The sequence below is a fragment of the Pseudomonas sp. NFR09 genome (assembly GCF_900111535.1).
GTDB classification, from domain to species: Bacteria; Pseudomonadota; Gammaproteobacteria; order Pseudomonadales; family Pseudomonadaceae; genus Aquipseudomonas; species Aquipseudomonas extremorientalis.
Genome location: NZ_FOIH01000001.1, coordinates 466220 through 482038 on the forward strand (window position 1 = coordinate 466220; position 15819 = coordinate 482038).

The 15819-nt window shown below is 62.4% G+C and carries 16 protein-coding genes; 9 read left to right on the top strand and 7 right to left on the bottom strand.

Going from position 1 to position 15819, the window contains the following annotated elements; translation table 11 throughout:
- Nucleotides 1-35: 35 nt before the first annotated feature.
- The 7 genes from BMX59_RS02070 to BMX59_RS02100 form a co-directional block, all read right to left on the bottom strand.
- Nucleotides 36-2453 (bottom strand): TonB-dependent siderophore receptor, encoded by a 2418-nt coding sequence (locus BMX59_RS02070; RefSeq protein WP_093119632.1) that lies wholly within the window; start codon nucleotides 2451-2453, stop codon nucleotides 36-38.
- A 109-nt stretch (nucleotides 2454-2562) separates the two neighbouring features.
- Nucleotides 2563-3498 carry a glutathione S-transferase family protein gene (locus BMX59_RS02075; RefSeq protein WP_093119635.1) on the bottom strand — a complete coding sequence of 312 codons (936 nt, stop codon included), beginning with the start codon at nucleotides 3496-3498 and terminating at the stop codon, nucleotides 2563-2565.
- A gap of 75 nt (nucleotides 3499-3573) precedes the next feature.
- Nucleotides 3574-3846: a GIY-YIG nuclease family protein gene (locus BMX59_RS02080; RefSeq protein WP_058422881.1), complete on the bottom strand. Its 273-nt coding sequence runs from the start codon at nucleotides 3844-3846 to the stop codon at nucleotides 3574-3576.
- A gap of 37 nt (nucleotides 3847-3883) precedes the next feature.
- Entirely contained in the window at nucleotides 3884-4354 is a 471-nt protein-coding gene (locus BMX59_RS02085; protein ID WP_093119638.1) for a nuclear transport factor 2 family protein, read from the bottom strand.
- A 96-nt stretch (nucleotides 4355-4450) separates the two neighbouring features.
- Nucleotides 4451-5083: a DUF1120 domain-containing protein gene (locus tag BMX59_RS02090; protein ID WP_093119641.1), complete on the bottom strand. Its 633-nt coding sequence runs from the start codon at nucleotides 5081-5083 to the stop codon at nucleotides 4451-4453.
- A gap of 230 nt (nucleotides 5084-5313) precedes the next feature.
- The gene (locus tag BMX59_RS02095) at nucleotides 5314-5946 is read right to left on the bottom strand and encodes a response regulator (RefSeq protein ID WP_092240897.1); all 633 of its coding nucleotides are present in this window, start codon (nucleotides 5944-5946) and stop codon (nucleotides 5314-5316) included.
- A gap of 196 nt (nucleotides 5947-6142) precedes the next feature.
- On the bottom strand, nucleotides 6143-6880 hold the full coding sequence (locus BMX59_RS02100; protein ID WP_256572925.1) for a response regulator: 738 nt from the start codon (nucleotides 6878-6880) through the stop codon (nucleotides 6143-6145).
- 535 nt (nucleotides 6881-7415) lie between these two features.
- On the opposite strand from BMX59_RS02100, the gene BMX59_RS02110 reads away from it, so the two are divergent.
- From BMX59_RS02110 to BMX59_RS02150, 9 genes are all read left to right on the top strand, one after another.
- Nucleotides 7416-8051 (top strand): DUF1120 domain-containing protein, encoded by a 636-nt coding sequence (locus tag BMX59_RS02110; RefSeq protein WP_093119650.1) that lies wholly within the window; start codon nucleotides 7416-7418, stop codon nucleotides 8049-8051.
- A 37-nt stretch (nucleotides 8052-8088) separates the two neighbouring features.
- On the top strand, nucleotides 8089-8712 hold the full coding sequence (locus BMX59_RS02115; protein ID WP_092240891.1) for a DUF1120 domain-containing protein: 624 nt from the start codon (nucleotides 8089-8091) through the stop codon (nucleotides 8710-8712).
- 35 nt (nucleotides 8713-8747) lie between these two features.
- A complete protein-coding gene (locus BMX59_RS02120; RefSeq protein ID WP_093119654.1) occupies nucleotides 8748-9371 on the top strand; it encodes a DUF1120 domain-containing protein in 624 nt (207 codons plus the stop codon).
- Nucleotides 9372-9458: 87 nt separating this feature from the next.
- The gene (locus BMX59_RS02125; protein WP_071488599.1) at nucleotides 9459-10088 is read left to right on the top strand and encodes a DUF1120 domain-containing protein; all 630 of its coding nucleotides are present in this window, start codon (nucleotides 9459-9461) and stop codon (nucleotides 10086-10088) included.
- A 2-nt stretch (nucleotides 10089-10090) separates the two neighbouring features.
- On the top strand, nucleotides 10091-10828 hold the full coding sequence (locus BMX59_RS02130; protein ID WP_093119657.1) for a fimbria/pilus chaperone family protein: 738 nt from the start codon (nucleotides 10091-10093) through the stop codon (nucleotides 10826-10828).
- A gap of 81 nt (nucleotides 10829-10909) precedes the next feature.
- Nucleotides 10910-13372: a fimbria/pilus outer membrane usher protein gene (locus tag BMX59_RS02135; protein WP_371914359.1), complete on the top strand. Its 2463-nt coding sequence runs from the start codon at nucleotides 10910-10912 to the stop codon at nucleotides 13370-13372.
- A gap of 11 nt (nucleotides 13373-13383) precedes the next feature.
- Nucleotides 13384-14511 carry a DUF1120 domain-containing protein gene (locus BMX59_RS02140; protein WP_093119663.1) on the top strand — a complete coding sequence of 376 codons (1128 nt, stop codon included), beginning with the start codon at nucleotides 13384-13386 and terminating at the stop codon, nucleotides 14509-14511.
- Nucleotides 14512-14521: 10 nt separating this feature from the next.
- Nucleotides 14522-15142 carry a DUF1120 domain-containing protein gene (locus BMX59_RS02145; RefSeq protein ID WP_093119666.1) on the top strand — a complete coding sequence of 207 codons (621 nt, stop codon included), beginning with the start codon at nucleotides 14522-14524 and terminating at the stop codon, nucleotides 15140-15142.
- Between the two features lie 10 nt (nucleotides 15143-15152).
- Complete coding sequence (locus BMX59_RS02150; protein ID WP_092240877.1) at nucleotides 15153-15803, top strand: DUF1120 domain-containing protein; 651 nt, start codon at nucleotides 15153-15155, stop codon at nucleotides 15801-15803.
- The last annotated feature ends 16 nt before the right edge of the window (nucleotides 15804-15819 follow it).

The window sequence follows — 15819 nt, forward strand, 5'->3', positions numbered from 1 at the left end:
CTGTGGCGAGCAGGCTCGCCACAAGGTTTATGTGGCTAAAACTCCAGGGTGCTCGACACCGACACCTGACGCGCATCCCCCATGGACACAAACAACCGGCTGGCCGCCGAGGTGTAGTAGACGCGGTCGAACAGGTTCTTCACGTTGAGCTGGAACTTGACCTTCTGCCCGTCAATCCTGGTGTCATACGTGGCAAACACATCCGCCACGGTGTACCCCGGCAGGGTGAAATCGTTGGCGGCATCGCCTGCACGCTCGCCGACATACCGCGCGCCGGTCCCCACCCGTAACTGATCGCCCCCGAACACGTTGCCGAAGTCATAGGCCACCGACAGCGAGCCGGTGTGCTTGGCCACGTTCTGCAGGCGGTTGCCTTCCAGGGTCGGGTCCTTGTCCTTGATGTCTTCGGCGTCGGTGTAGGCGTAGCTGCCGATCAGGCTCCACTTGTCGGTCAGTTGCCCGGTGGCGTCCAGTTCCAGGCCGCGGGAACGCACCTGGCCGGCAATGCTGTAGATAGTGTTCGCGCCGGAACCGACCGATACCAGCACGTTGCGCTTGTCGATGGTGAACAACGCGGCACTGGCCGTGATGCGCCCAGGGATGTCGAGCTTGGCCCCCAGCTCCCAGGACTTGGATTTCTCGGGCGTCAGGTCGCCAGTCAGCGTGCTGCCGTCGGCCAAGGCAGCAATGGTGGAGTTGGGCTTGAACGATTCGGTGTAGCTGCCATAGAACGACAACTCATCGGTGTAGCGGTACACCAGCCCAGCACGCGGCACCCAGGCCTGGCCATTGCCGTTGGTGTTGGCCTTGAACGGTACGCCTTTGCCAGCGTATTGGTCGTACATCTGGTAGCGCGCACCGGCGACAAAAATCCATTGGTCGTTGAGGTGAATCGCATCCTGGAAGAACAGCGAGTCGCTGCGCAGCAGGTCGGTCTGGGCGCTGTCGGCGGGGCTGACGGTGGTGCCCGCCACTTCGTTGCCATACACCGGGTTGTTGTAGTTGAAGGTGCCGCGCGAATTCTGGCGGATCAGGTCAGCGCGGTAGATCTTGCGGTACTCATCATCCAGGCCGAACACCACATCGTTCTGCAGGCCGAACACATTGACCTTGCCTTCCAGGCTTGCAGTGGCGAAACGGTCGGTGGTGATCGCTCCCTTGGTGCCATCCATCTTGCGGGTCAGGGTGCCGTTGGTGTTTACCGCGCTGACGCGCACCTGGCTGGCGTCATAGGTCTCGCGGTTCCAGCTGTAGCCGAAGTGGGCTTTCCAGTCGTCGTTCAGGTCGTGGTCGGCTTCGAAGCGGTAAAGGTCGGAGCGACCTTCCATGTTGTTGAACGGTTCATCCAAACGACGTGTGGCCGGGATGTCCAGCGGGTGGTTGGACTTGTCGATGGCGGTACCACGGTCGAACGGCGTGAGGAACTCGCGGTGCTCATAGGCGAACAGCAGTTGGGTGCTGTCGCCATACCAAGCCAGCGACGGCGCGATCAGGCTCTCGCGGTGGGTGCCGAAGTTGCGCCAGTAATCTTCGTCTTCATGATCGACGATCAGCCGATAGGCCAGGCCGCTGTCGCCAATCGGGCCGGTGGTGTCGAGGCTGCCGCCGCTGCCGTTCTTGCCGTCACCGAAGGTGGAGCCGCGTACGGTCAGGGCGGTGGACTGGACCAGTTCAGGCCTTTTACTGACGATGTTAACCACGCCGCCCGGGTCCTGGATGCCGTACAGCAACGACGCCGGCCCCTTGAGCACTTCGACCCGTTCCGCCGTGGCGTTCAGCGCACGACCCTGCACGATGGGCATGCCGTCACGCATGATCGAGCCGTTACGGTTGTCGCCAAAGCCGCGCAGCATCACCGCGTCCTGGGTGCTGGCCAGAGTGTTGGCCTGGGTGATGCCGCTGATATTGCCCAGGGCGTCATCCAGGTTGCGCGGGGTCTGGTCGCGCAGCACTTGGGCCGGGACCACGTTGACGGTTTGCGGAGTCTCCAGCAGCAGGCCATGGGAGCGCATCACCGAACTGGTGGGTGGTGGCTGGTAGCTGGTGCTGTCCTGGGCCAGGCTGGCACCGCTGATGGTGGTGGCGCCGAGGTTGACCGCGCCTTCGGTGGGCACCGGCTCCAGGGCCAGGGTGCGAGCGTCGATCTGGCGGAAGGTCAGGCCGGAACTGCCCAGCAGGCGCTGCAGGGCCTGGGTCGCGCTCATCTGGCCGCTGACCGCCGGGGCCTTGATGCCGTAGGGCGCTTCGTCGGTGTAGATCACGCTGATCCCGGTGACCCGGCTGAAATCGCTCAGGGCCTGGGGCAGCGGCTTGGCTGCCAGGGCAAAGGTGAACTGGGCGCTTTGCTGCTCTTGTGCCTGCGCCATGCTCAAGGGCAGCACCGCCAGCCCCGATACCGCCAATACCGAGGCTCCCAGCCACTGTTTAACCCAACCGCCCGCCGCTGACTTCATGCTGTGAGAACCCGTGTAGAAAACGCTGTTAATGCGAATAGATCGCAGTTTCAAGCACTACACGGTTGCGCGGTGGTTTTACCTCACTTTTATTTGCAAATATTTTTCCCTACTGCGCCTGGATGCGAAAACCGATGCGCGGGAAATGCACATGCACGGTGCCCGCGCGCTCGTCGGTGCGGCGCAGGATCAGTTCTTCACGCCCGGCAAACAGCAGTTCGCCGGCGACCGGGTCGGTGCCGTAGTCGGTCGCCGAAATGGTCACCTGCTGGCCTGCCTTGAAGCCGTTCAAGTCTTCAAACAGTTCTTCGGGCAGAGCAGCCGGCGTCGCATTGCGCGACACGTCCAGGGCTTGCTCGGCGCTCATCTGAGTGGAGGTACCGTGGCCGAAACCCAGCACACGATCCAACCAGGCGGCAACGCCGGGATAGGCGTCTACCAAAGGCGACGTCACTGAAGAGCCTTTGAGGAACCACAGGGGATGGGCCAGGGCAAAGTCGGCAATCGACGGCTCGCCGAACAGGAAATCCCCGGCCTGGTGCTGCAGTTGCTGATCGATGCGGCCAACAATCGCCGGCCATTGATGCTTGGCTACATCCAATTGCACCCGAGTCGCCGTGCCGCCGCTGAACAGTTTGCTGCGATCCGCCACCAGCACCTGGAGCATTTCCGGCGGCACCTTGGCGAACTTGACTGCCAGTGATTCCGGCTGGAATACCAGCGCCACCGCATGGGAGAACACCACCGAGTCGGCCCAGGCGGCGAAGCCTTGGGTGACCAGTTCCAGGCCTTGGAGAAACAGGGCCGGAGCGGCTTTTTCCTGTTCCAGACGCCGGGCGATCAGCGCGGTGTCGCAGTAGATATCGGCACCGATTTGCAGCACGGGGGTCTTGCGATAGCCGCCCGTCAGGGCGGTGAGGTCCGGCTTGGGCATCACCGGCGAAATATGCACCGAGCGCCAGGACAAACCCTTGAAGCCCAGCAACAGCCGGGCTTTTTCAGCGAAGGGGGACTGCGGGTAGTGGTGGAGGATCAACTCAGACATGCCAGGCTCCGCGAGAGAAGTGAATCGCTAGCTTAGCCTGCAAACCCTGGCGCGGGCATGATGGGGACTCATCAGTCAAATCAATGAGCCACTTGCCGCCAGGCACTCCTTGGCGCTCTTCTTCAACTTCTTGATCAGCCGTTCCTGACGCAGGGCCTCGCCCTTGCTCGCGCATTGCTCGGTGTACACCAGCGCCACCGCCGGGCTGGACAGGAAAAACCGCGCACCCTTGCCGCTCTGGTGCGAGGCGAACCGGCGCACCGGGTCATTGCTGATGCCGCAGTACAGCGAGCCATTGGCGGCGCGCACCAGGTAGACGAACCAGGGTTTGGCTTCAGGTGTATTCACAGAAAAATTCGGCAATACCAAAGAAGCGACAAGCTTATCAACGACTGGCCTGGAATGCCTTCAAGCCTTTGCGCGCCTGGGCACGCACGGCGTTTTTCACCAGCGGCGTCCACCCCAGCAACAACCCCTTGGCGCCCAAGGCCTGACGCGACCAGCGCCACAGGTCGAAGTGATCGTGGTGTTCGCAGATCCTGCCGTCGCGAAACACAAAGCGCGCCTGGATATCGTTGACCACTGTGTTGCCAGTGGCGCTGAACAGGTAAGTCGCCACCCAGTGAGCGCCACCGCTACGGTCGTCGCTGCGCACATTGTCGAAGGTCAGGGAGAAATCCTTGGCGCGGGTGGTGAGCATGCGCCACATGTCACCGGCATCGCGGCCGCGCAGTTCGCCGAAGGCCGGGTCGCTGAAGACCACATCGTCGGTGTAGCAGGCCGACATGGCCTCGGCGTCCAGGCGCTGGAACGCGCTGTAGAACTCGGTGATCAAGGCGTTGTGGGCATCACTCATGAACAGGCTCCGCAATTATCGGCATAAGGCCAGCACGATAATCCGCGGCGCCTGGAAACACCATGTTCATTCACCCGATGGATAAGCGAGGGTGCGTCAGAGGTAGACGATATCCAGGGTGGCGCTGCCGTCCAGCGGGATCTCTTCGGTGATGGCGCCCCGTGGTTTCCGGACCCGAGTCTGGATCGTCAGGTCCATCGCCAGGTTCTGGACCGGCACCGGCATGGCGTCGACTTCACCGGGCGCACCTACAGAGCGCATCCAGAGCGGTTGCCAGGTTTGATCTTGCGAGACGGGAAACCAGGTCTGGCCATCCACGGACTCGATCACCGGGGCCACGGCACCGTCGGCCTGGACGTTTTTCACCATCAAGCGATACCCGCCCAAGCGCCAGGTCCCGCCGTAGAAACCCAAACCAAACACCGCATCGGTATCGCTACCGAACCAGGCACTGCCGGACCGATTGTCCGTGGCCTTGACCGCCATCAATGTCGCGGCGTCACAGTTGACACTCAACGCCAGCGTGGCCTCAGGCAGGTAAGCGTCGTAAGAAAGATCGCCGATGGAAATCTTGCCATGATCGACCACTCCTGCGCGTGACAGTGCTGGCGTGCAGGCGGAAGGTGTCAATGTACCCACGACGCTCAGATCAATGGTGGACGCGGCAAACAGGTTCGAACTCGCCGTGATCAGGAGTACGGAGGAAATAAGGGACAGTGAGTATTTCATTGATTCAAGTGCTCGCATTCAAGCCAATACAGATACTTGCATCTTGCCGGATAACAAGACGCTGCTCTGTATTCAGCTCAGTGTTGGACATAGGTATTTTATGTCGCCGATTTATAACTATCGGGTACATGAACACACACTAACCTGCCAACGCTTACCCCCCCATACAACTAATACGAATCACCATCAAGCCTGTAACAAAACTGCAACTTATCCATTATTCACACCAACTAAGGCACCATGCCGCTTTGCCGTGCGTAGGTAAAAAGATCCACATCGGTGGAGATACACAAACGCTGCATGGCCGTGCTTTTCTGCTTGCTGATGGTCGAGATACTGCGGTTGACCCGTGCGGCAATCTGGCTGACAGTCATGCCACTGGCGAGCATTCTGACCACCTCCCGCTCCTTGCCCGACAATTGCGGTTGGGACGGATGCGCCAAGTCGGCTTGCTCCATCTGCAGGCGCAGGCACTCACTGACAAAAGTACGCCCCTCGACCACCGCCCGCAGAGCCAGGGGCAGCTCCCTCGCCGACGCGCTCTTGGCCACGATTGCCCGCGCACCATGGGCAAACGCTTCGCGCAGCGTCACAACGTTGGCGAACATCGTCACCAAAATCACCGGCAATTTGGGGTATTGCCGATGCAACAAGCCCAACAAGCCATACCCATCTGCCTGTTGGTTCCCTGGCATCGCAAAGTCGGTCACGATGATATCGCACGGGATACCGCTCACCAGTGCCAACAACTCATCCGGCCCGTTGGCTTCTCCTACGACTTTGTATTTACCACTTGCCTCGATCACCACTTTTTGCCCAATCCGAACTATAGGGTGATCGTCAGCAATAATTATGCGAATCATCGACACTATCCGTGATGGCAATTTGAATTTACGCAAAATAGCGCGCTCTGCCTCATGTAACAACCTGAAATAACTGGGTGATTGCGCGTTACCCCCCACGTCGCTGGAAGTCGGCATTTAACCCACAAAACAAAAGGAAACTACATACAGATAAATCCTACATATCAGCAAAGAAACTTCTTACAAGCATCTCAATTTAAAGTTGATGCAACCGCTGCAGATAACACTCGACATCGCGGTGGAATCGCTCCAATGCCTGCCGATTCCTTCCCACCCCATTGGCCTGTACCCGGTCAATCAACACCGCGGCCCGCCGCTCCAAAACCGTCGCTCCCAGAAACGCCACGCTGCCCGCCAGTCGGTGCAAGCGCTGCGAGGTCAGCGTGGCGTCGCCGCTGATACGCGCCTGCACCAGCACTTCCAAGTCGTCGCGGGCCTCTCGCAGCAGGCTTGTCAACATCGCCTCTACCACCGACCAGGAGCCAAAGGTCGCGATGAGGCTGTCACGGGAAGGGAATCGTTCCCGTCGACGACGCGGCGACTGCGGTTGCCGGCCACGGGCGCAGAGCAACGGCGCCGGCGCCAGCCACTGCGTCAGTAACTCGTGCAACTGGCCCAGGTTGATGGGTTTGACCAGCCACCCATCCATCCCGGATTCCAGGCAACGGCGAATCTCTTCCGGCCCCAGGCGTCCGGTCATGGCAATGATGGGGATACCAGGCCTGCTCTTGCCGTACTCGCGTCGACGCCATTCACGCGTCATGGCGAAGCCATCCATCACCGGCATTCGGCAGTCGGTAATGACCAAGTCAAAATGCCCCGTCTCCAAGGCGTGCAGCGCCATGCGGCCATCGCCGCAGGCTTCGTGGGCGACCCCCAGCATCTGCAGCAATGACCCGACCAGCAATCGATAGGTTGCATGATCATCGACCACCAGGACCCGGGCCTGCTGCCAGTGGGCGGGAACATCAGCCGGGGGCGAAGCCTTTCGTGAATAACGACGTGGAGCATTGCCCGGCATAACAACCTCATGCAGAGCGATCAGCTCACCAGGCTTACCTGGCGCAAGGAGACGCCTGAAAAGGTTTATGGCCCGTCAGACGATTTCACTCGAACTTTTCGCGCAAAGACATTCCGCTTCATTCAAAAGAAGCCGGATCGATTAAAAAAGAGCGCGAAAAATATCCGAACGAGTGAGTTTGAGCGATACAACAACTACGACTAAGCCACTTTCCTTACATGTTGATCTGCACATTCCAACAGCAAATCGCAGCGGTATCAGGCAGCGCCATTATCGTAATTGTTGCATTCCAGCCCCCAGGGGAACGGGCGTTAAATATGTCCCGGCTCAAGGCAACAAGAGGCGCGTCGCCGCCTACAACATCCCTCCAATATTGCGACGCCAGCGCCCCGCCCGAGCCACTGACTGCCCTTCGTGCCAACACTTTGCCCAGGAATGCGCTGTTCACATGAAAGCCCAATATGCCCTGCTCTTCACTACCTTGCTGATGACCACTGCAACCCCGTTGCTGGCTGCCAGCAGCACCGACCTGAACGTCTCCGGCCTGATCACGCCAAGCGCTTGTACCCCTTCGCTCAGCGGCGGCGGGGTGGTCGATTTTGGCAAGATATCCGCCGCCGATCTCTACGAACACAGCGCCAAGGCGTTGCCGCCCGCGACGTTGCAATTGGGCGTGGAGTGCGAAGCCGCCACGCTGTATGCCTTCATCGGCCTGGATAACCGCGACGGCAGCTCCATCGGCGGCCCGACCTCCTATGGACTGGGGTTGATCAACCAGACCGAACGGGTAGGTGCCTTTGACCTGGGCCTGAACAACGCCACCGCCGACGGCATGCAGGTCGCCACCCTCGCATCCAGGGACAACGGTGCCACCTGGCAGCAGAGCAGCGAAAACGCGTTATGGACCCGCGACCGCCTGGCCGGATTCGGCACTGAGGCCGCAGGGACCTGGGCGCCAATCCCGATCCGCGCCTTGAGCAGCGACCTGCGCATCTACGCGGTCATCGCCGCCACCAGCACCCTGACCCTGACCGAGGAACAACCCCTCGACGGCTCCGCCACGTTGGAGTTGCGCTACCTGTAAGCCCCACTGCTTTCCCTTCACACAAGGACCCGTGCCGATGGACAGAAACACCTGCGCCACACTTGCCCTGTTACTGAGTACCTGCGCTCCCGCAGCCTTCGCAGCCAGCACTACCGACCTGAATGTCTCGGGCACCATTACGCCCAGTTCATGCACCCCCAGCCTGTCCAATGAGGGCGTCGTCGATCATGGCAAGTTGACCGGTCGGGACCTGGACATCGATCTGCCGACCCGCTTGCTCCCCGGTGAAATGCAACTGGATGTGCATTGCGAGGGCGCCACGCATTTCACCCTGACCACCGTCGATAACCGTGGCGGAACGTCGGCCATCAATCCGGTGTTCCACGGGCTGGGAGTGGTCAACGATGACCAGATGCTGGGCAGCGTCGCGCTCGGACTGTTCGAACCCGTGGCGGATTCGACACCGGTGCAGGCCATCATGTCGCGGGACGGCGGTGCCAGCTGGGGGCCGTCGTCCTACCTGGGGCACGCCGCACTCACCGCCTTCGCCGCCGCGGGCGCCCCCTATACCCCCATTGCCATCACCGAGCTCAGCGCTCGCCTGCGGGCCTTCACCATCATCGCCCCGGCCCGCGACCTGACCCTGCTGGACGAGCTGCCGATCGATGGCAGTGCCACGTTGCAACTCAAGTACTGGTAACCCTTTTTCCCTTGCCCTTTATATGGAGCCTGACCATGAAACTTTCCTTGAATACCCTGTTCGCCAGCGTACTGCTGGCCGGTAGCACCAGCGCCTTCGCGGCCTCCAGCGTCGATCTCACCGTCAAGGGCCTGATCACCCCCAGTGCCTGCACTCCAGCCCTGTCCAATAGCGGGTCTGTGGACTACGGCAAGATTTCCGCCAAGGATTTGAATGTCGACCAGGTAACGCCCCTCACCGAGCAAACCGTACAACTGACCGTCACCTGTGATGCGGCTACCCTCATGGCCCTGGACGCCGATGACAACCGTGCCGGCTCGAACTACGGCGGCGACATCACGGAATTCGGCCTGGGCCTGATCAACGGTACGCAGAAGCTCGGGGCCATGGGCCTGAGCCTGAACACGCCGATTGCCGATGGTGTGGAGGGGCGGCCGATCACCTCGGTCGACGGCGGTGTCACCTGGGTCGTTGCGCGCAACTTGACGCCCGACAACCTGATCTCGGTGGCCGACACCGCCGTCGACACGCCCATCCCGGTGCAGGTGCTGACCTCGGACCTGACGGTCAGCCCCAAGATCGCCCCCTCCAGCCAATTGACGCTGACCAACGAGGTGGCCATCGACGGTTCGGTGACCGTGACGGTGCGCTACCTCTAAGCCCACTCGAAACGCACACAGGCAGGTCATGAGACCTGCCTGTGTCCTGCACTGAAACGAAGAACCAGGCAACCGGTGAACCTCCCCATGAAGCACACCTCTTCACGCCTTCTTGCCATGCTTTGCCTGCTCTGTAGCGGGCCCGCAGCGTTGGCGGCCTCCAGTACCGAATTGAATGTGACCGGGATAATCACCCCCAGCGCGTGTACACCGACGCTGTCGGCCAACGGCATCGTCGACCACGGATTGGTGCCGGCACGCAGTCTCAACCAATACGAATTCAGCGTCTTGCCCACCCAGGCCCTGGACCTGAATGTGAGCTGCAACGAGTCAGTGCTGTTTGTATTGGTGGGCTTGGACAATCGCGCCGATTCATCCCTGGGCCCGGGCTTTTACTATGGCCTGGGCCATAACGTCCACGCGCCCACCGAACGACTCGGCACCGTGTCCATTGCCTTTCGCGACGTGATGGGCGACGGCGAGCGCGTATTGGTGCTGGCGTCCAGCAATCAGGGCCTGACCTGGTTCCCGGAAAGCAATGCCTACCCGAACAATTACATGGGGTTCGCTCACCCCGGCACGTTGGTGCCGGAACCCCACCGCCAGATCGCGGCCACGTTGCAAGTCAATACGTCGATCAATGCGGCCGCCTATTTGACCCTCAAGCAGGAAGTCCCTCTGGACGGTTCCATCGTGCTTGACCTGAGGTATCTGTAGCCATGTCCCCCCTGCCCTTTTCAACCCGCGCCTTCACCGCCATTCGCTACGCCGGCCTCTACCTCGGCGCACTGGCCCTGACGTTCGCCGGCCCCTCATGGGTGCTGGCCGACGGCATGGTGCCCGACACCTCGGTGGTCATCGTCAACGAGGCGGACGGCGAAGCCTCGGTGTCCGTGACCAATACCGACGACAAGTTGGCGCTGTTGCACGTGACCCTTGAAGACATCCCCGAGGACAAAGCCTCGCTGTTGTTCGTGACCCCGCCCCTGGCCCGGGTGGAACCGAACAAGAGCCAATTGATCCGTTTCATTCTGCAATCGCCGCAACCGCTGAAAACCCAGCGCCTGAAACGGGTGATATTCGAAGGCATGCCCCAAGGCCGTTCGGCGGCCCAGGCCGGGCACGCACGGGTGGGCGTGACCGTGCGCCAGAACCTGCCGGTGATTCTGCACCCCAAGGGCCTGCCCCCCAACCGCACACCCTGGACCGGACTGGAGTGGCGCCTGCAGAACAACCAATTGAGCGTCAGCAACCCCACGGCCTATGTGGTACGCCTGGCTCAGGAGTTGCGCTTGTTGCCCGGCGACGGTTCGGCCTTGCTGCCGCGTACCTACGTGCTGCCCGGTGAAACCCTGCGCGTGACGGCCACCGGCAGCGGCGCGAGTCGCGTGCAACTGCAACCGGCCACGGTGTATGGCTTTGCCGTGGCGCCCTACGAAGCACCGATCACCCTATAAAAAAGAGTGGCCTGCCAACGCCACCGGAGGGCCTGACTGAACCGCAGAGTCAGCAGGCCACCCCCAGTTGAGAATGACCTTGTGAGCACAGTAATGACTGACCGCCGCGGCCAAGCCGTGCCCGCCGTTTCACCACGCCGCGCGCACACCTTATTGGCAGGGCTGGCGCTGACCCTGGGTGGTTCACTGCCATACGAGGCAGCTTGGGCGAGCGACAACCTGATTGCCGGCGCCTTCGACCCCCAAACCTTGTCCCATCGCGGCATCGATCCGGAGTTGGCCAACCTGCTCCTGCAAACGCCCCGTTTTGCCACGGGCAGGCATGCCGTCAACCTGAGCGTCAACGGCCAACGCCGTGGGCGGGTGGATGTGGAATTCGACCGCCAGGGCAGTCTCTGCTTCAGCCGGGCCCTGCTGGATGCGGCCAACCTGATAGTGCCCGATGAAGTCCAGACCCCAGGCTGCCATCGTTTCCTCGAGCGCTACCGACAAACCGTCATCGAGCAAGACCCGGCCAGCCTGACCCTGGCCCTGGTGGTACCGACCGATGCACTGCGCCCCGCCCGGCAGGATATCTCCGGCTATCAGACCGGTGGTTTTGCCGGCCTGCTCAACTATGACCTCACGGGCCTGCATAACGAGTTCGGTGACGCCACCAGCCGCTTCGGCTCAGCCAACACCGAAGTCGGCTTCAACGCCGGCGACTGGATCGTACGCAGCCGCCAGGTCAAGACCTGGCAAGACAGCCGCTCACGCACCACTCATCTGGATGCCTATGCCCAGCGCACCTTTGCCGAGCAACAGGCCGTGTTCCAGGCCGGCCAGATCAGCCTCTACAACCCGGTGCTGGCGGGCACGCAGATCACCGGCGCCCAAGTGCTGACCGAAACCGCACTGCAAGACCAGAATCAGGGCGCGACGATCAACGGCATCGCCAACAGCCCGGCCCAGGTGGAGGTCCGCCAGAACGGTGCGCTGATTCACTCCACCGTGGTGCCGGCCGGACCGTTCGCGCTGACGGATGTGCGCCGCTTGAACAGCCGCTCCGACGTGGAAGTCACCATCAAGGAAACCACCGGCGAAGAACGCCGCTTTACGGTGCCTGCCGCCATGCTCGGGCTGGGCTTGCCGGCGCCGGGGTATTCCGTGGCGGCGGGCCGCGTGCGGCAGATTGGCGACAGTGACGGCATCGAGCCCTGGGTGGTCAGCGCGGGGTGGAGTGGTGCGATCCATCCGCAAGTCAGCCTCGGCGGCGGTGCACTGATGGCCGATGACTATCGATCGGCGGGCATCAACCTGGGTTGGCTGCCCTGGCAGGACAGCCAATTGCAGGTCTCGGCGCAAGCGGCCCAGGCCAGCCACGAGGGGCGTGAGCGTGGCGTCCAGACGGACGTGTCCTGGTCCCAGCGCTTGAGTGAAAACTGGTCGGTGACCACTGCCGGCTCGTGGCGCTCCCAGGGCTATCGCGACCTCGAGGACTCAACCTTCGTCGGCAACAGTCGCGACCAACAGCGCTCGCGCTATCGCGATCAGCAAAGCCTCACCGCGTCCTGGGCACATCCAGCGCTGGGAGCGTTCAGTGCCGGCGTGTCGCGCACTGCGGCCTATAACGGTGAAAGCAGCAGCCGCGCGTTGGCGTCTTGGGGCACCAGTTTTGGCCGGGTGTCGGTGTCCGCCAGTGCCGAATGGCAGGTGGGCGGCCGCCAGCAAAACGATGACAGCGTTTACCTGAACATCAGCCTGCCGCTGGGTGAAAACCGTCGCGCCCGCACTTGGGCGCGCAGGGCCGGCGGTGAGCATCGCCTGGGCGTGGGGTTGAACGAGCAACTCAACGACCAGTTGAGTTACCGCGTGGGCGTGGAGCATGACAGCCGCGACCGCGAGGTGGAGTCTTCGATCGGCGTGTCGGCGCTGCCGTGGTACAGCCAACTGGACTTCAACTACACCCGCAGCAACGACGAGCACTCCAGTTACCAGGGCGGCGCCCGTGGCGGCGTGGTGGTGCATGGCGACGGCGTGACCTTCTCGCCCTATCCGGTGCGCGACACCTTTGCCGTGATGTCGGTGGGCGAGATGGCGGGGATCAAGGTGGCAACGCCCAGCGGCCCGGTGTGGACCGACTGGCAAGGCCAGGCCGTTGTGCCGCAACTCAACGCCTACGGCCGCAGCCCGGTGGAAGTGCAGACGCGCTCACTGCCGCGCAACGCCGATATCCACAACGGCCTGGCGGTGATTTCCGCCGGGCGCGGCGCGGTGGACAAGGTTGAATTCGGCGTCGCCCTCACCCGGCGCGCGCTACTGAACGTGACCACCGACAACGGTCAGCCGTTGCCGCGCGGCGCGACCGTCAGCACCGCCGACGGTGAATTCATCACTCTGGTGCAGGAGGACAGCAAAGTCTTCCTGCCCGACGTACTCAACCCGCGCCCGCTGTGGATCAAGGCCCCGGGCCAGGCGCCTTGCCGCCTGAGCTACGAATTGGCGGACGACGTCGACCCCGAGGTGTATTACGAAACCGCACCCGCCCGGTGCCACCAACCATGAGGACTGTGACCATGGGCCTGAAACCTGTCTTGTACGTCATAGGCGTGCTGTTCGGCGCCCACGCCCTGGCCGCCGACGAATGCCAACTCAACCTCAGCCAGACGCACATGGACTTTGGTTTGATGAACCGCGCCGTGGCATGGGTGCCCGCCCCCGAGCGCCTGCTGGGAGAGCGACAACTGAGCCTGACGTTGAACTGCCCGCAACCTATCGACATGAGTGTGTTTTATCGTGGACTGGGCGCGGGCCCTGGGCGCTTTCGCTTCACCGAGCGCGGCAGCTACGGCTTGCAAGTGCGCGATGCGGTGCTCGACGGTCAAACGGTCGAGCTTGGTTTGATTGCGGGCCCGGGGCAGGCGCCATCGGTGGTCGCTGGCCATCTGAATTGGCAGCCCGACCACGGCGTGGTGCCGATGCGTGGTGGCGTCGCGGTCACCGGGCGCAACCTGTCGCTACAGCTGCAGGCCAGTGCCTGGGCCAACGAAGATGCCGCCCGGGTACGCGACGCAGTCACCTGGGACACCTCCGGGCTGTTCGACGCCTTCGCCGCCGGGCGCTCGCGCGAGTTGCACTGGCAGGCACGTTTTGCGCCGGCCGCCTGTACCCCCACCCTGTCCAACGGCGGCCATGTGGAGCTGGGCAAACTTTCGATCGGCGACCTGTCCATCGACAAGGACACCCTTCTGGCGCCACGGCCCCTGTCCCTCAGCGTGACCTGCGATGCACCGACGACCTTCGCCGTACGCATGCAGGACAACCGCCAGGGTTCGGCAACCGGCGCCACGGATGAAACCACCTTTGGCCTGGGCCTGGACGCCAGCCGCCAGAAAATCGGGCGTTATCGCCTGCTGTTCGACCCGTCGCACATCGCTGCCGACAGCTTCGCCCATGTCTTCAACACCTTCTCCAGCACCGGCGGCCTGCCCTGGAGCAGCGCCAGCGCACGCATCACTGCGGTAGGCGCCAATCGCTACCTGGGGTTCAGCAACACCTCCGGCAGTACCGGGGGACCCACTGCCATTCAACACCTCAGCGCCACGTTGAGCCTGGAAGCGACCATTGCGCCCTTGGGCACCCTGGACCTGGGCAACGAGGTACGCCTCGACGGCGCGGGCACCCTCGAAATTCATTACCTATAGGAACGCAACCATGAAAGCGATACTGATCCGACTGACCGCCTGCGTGTGGCTGGCCCACATGCTACAGGCCCAGGCCGCCTCAACCGTCGAGCTGAGTATCAACGGCCTGATCACGCCCAGCGCCTGCGCGCCCGCACTGTCCGAGGGCGGCGTGTATGACTTGGGCAAGATAGCCGCCAAAGACTTGAACAGCGATCGACCCACCCTATTGCCCGCCACCAGCCTGCAACTGGCAATCACCTGTGAAGCCATGACGCTGCTGGCCCTTGAGCCCCGGGACAATCGCCTCGGCTCGAGTTACAACGATTCACCCAACTCATTCGGCCTGGGGCTGACCGGCAATAACGCCAAGCTCGGCTTCCTGCTGCTGACCCTCGATACCGCGTTGGCCGACGGCGTTGAGATGATACCGATTGGCTCGACGGCGTCCTCGTCCTGGTCCCCCACGAGCATTCTCTCGCACCACTTCCTCACCGCATTTGCCCCAAAAGACGTATTCGCTCCAGTACCTGTGCAGCAACTGACCGCCCAACTGCACGTCGCGCCAGCCCTCGCCCCCGCCAACACCCTGCCACTGAGCGAAGAAGTGCCCTTCGAAGGCTCGGTGACCTTGACCATCAAGTACTTATAGGAGCTGAACCATGAACGCCTCACTGATTCGCGTGGCCGCCCTTGCCTGGCTGGCCAGTATTTCAACCGCCCAGGCCGCGTCCACGGTGGAACTGACCGTGGGTGGCCTGATCACCCCCATGGCCTGCACCCCGGCGTTTTCCGGCGGTGGGTTGATCGACTTCGGCAAGATCTCCCGGCAGGACCTCAACCAGGCCACGGGCACCCGGCTGCCGCTCAAGTCACTGACCCTGACCGTCAGTTGCAACGCCCCGGGTCGCTATGCCCTGCGCATGCGCGACAACCGCGATGGCTCGGCTCACGTCAACAGCGAGATTTACTACGGCCTGGGCCTGGACAGCGCGGGTAACAAGATTGGCGTGTACTCGGTGAAATTCGATCCCAAGCAAACGGTGGCCGATGCTTTGCCGGTGACTTACGGCACCGAGTCCACCACGGGTGGCGTGGCGTGGCGTACATCCAACAGCAACCCCATCGATATCGGCTCCAGGAGCCTGCTGGGCTTCACCGATGTGGCCGGCAGCACCGCCGGCCCATCAGCGATCCAGAACCTGACCAGCACCCTGACCCTGGAAGCCGTGATCAACGCCAGGCAAAACCTCGACCTGAGTGTGGAAACGCCGATGGATGGCTCCGCGACGCTGGAAGTGGTGTACCTGTAGGTCGTACGCAGCCCCT

Coding starts and splice junctions, on each gene's coding strand:
- BMX59_RS02125 (WP_071488599.1), top strand. CDS start 9,459: ATGAAGCACACCTCTTCACGCCTTCTTGCCATGCTTTGCCTGCTCTGT.
- BMX59_RS02095 (WP_092240897.1), bottom strand. CDS start 5,946: ATGATTCGCATAATTATTGCTGACGATCACCCTATAGTTCGGATTGGG.
- BMX59_RS02120 (WP_093119654.1), top strand. CDS start 8,748: ATGAAACTTTCCTTGAATACCCTGTTCGCCAGCGTACTGCTGGCCGGT.
- BMX59_RS02085 (WP_093119638.1), bottom strand. CDS start 4,354: ATGAGTGATGCCCACAACGCCTTGATCACCGAGTTCTACAGCGCGTTC.
- BMX59_RS02115 (WP_092240891.1), top strand. CDS start 8,089: ATGGACAGAAACACCTGCGCCACACTTGCCCTGTTACTGAGTACCTGC.
- BMX59_RS02075 (WP_093119635.1), bottom strand. CDS start 3,498: ATGTCTGAGTTGATCCTCCACCACTACCCGCAGTCCCCCTTCGCTGAA.
- BMX59_RS02130 (WP_093119657.1), top strand. CDS start 10,091: ATGTCCCCCCTGCCCTTTTCAACCCGCGCCTTCACCGCCATTCGCTAC.
- BMX59_RS02110 (WP_093119650.1), top strand. CDS start 7,416: ATGAAAGCCCAATATGCCCTGCTCTTCACTACCTTGCTGATGACCACT.
- BMX59_RS02150 (WP_092240877.1), top strand. CDS start 15,153: ATGAACGCCTCACTGATTCGCGTGGCCGCCCTTGCCTGGCTGGCCAGT.
- BMX59_RS02070 (WP_093119632.1), bottom strand. CDS start 2,453: ATGAAGTCAGCGGCGGGCGGTTGGGTTAAACAGTGGCTGGGAGCCTCG.
- BMX59_RS02090 (WP_093119641.1), bottom strand. CDS start 5,083: ATGAAATACTCACTGTCCCTTATTTCCTCCGTACTCCTGATCACGGCG.
- BMX59_RS02145 (WP_093119666.1), top strand. CDS start 14,522: ATGAAAGCGATACTGATCCGACTGACCGCCTGCGTGTGGCTGGCCCAC.
- BMX59_RS02140 (WP_093119663.1), top strand. CDS start 13,384: ATGGGCCTGAAACCTGTCTTGTACGTCATAGGCGTGCTGTTCGGCGCC.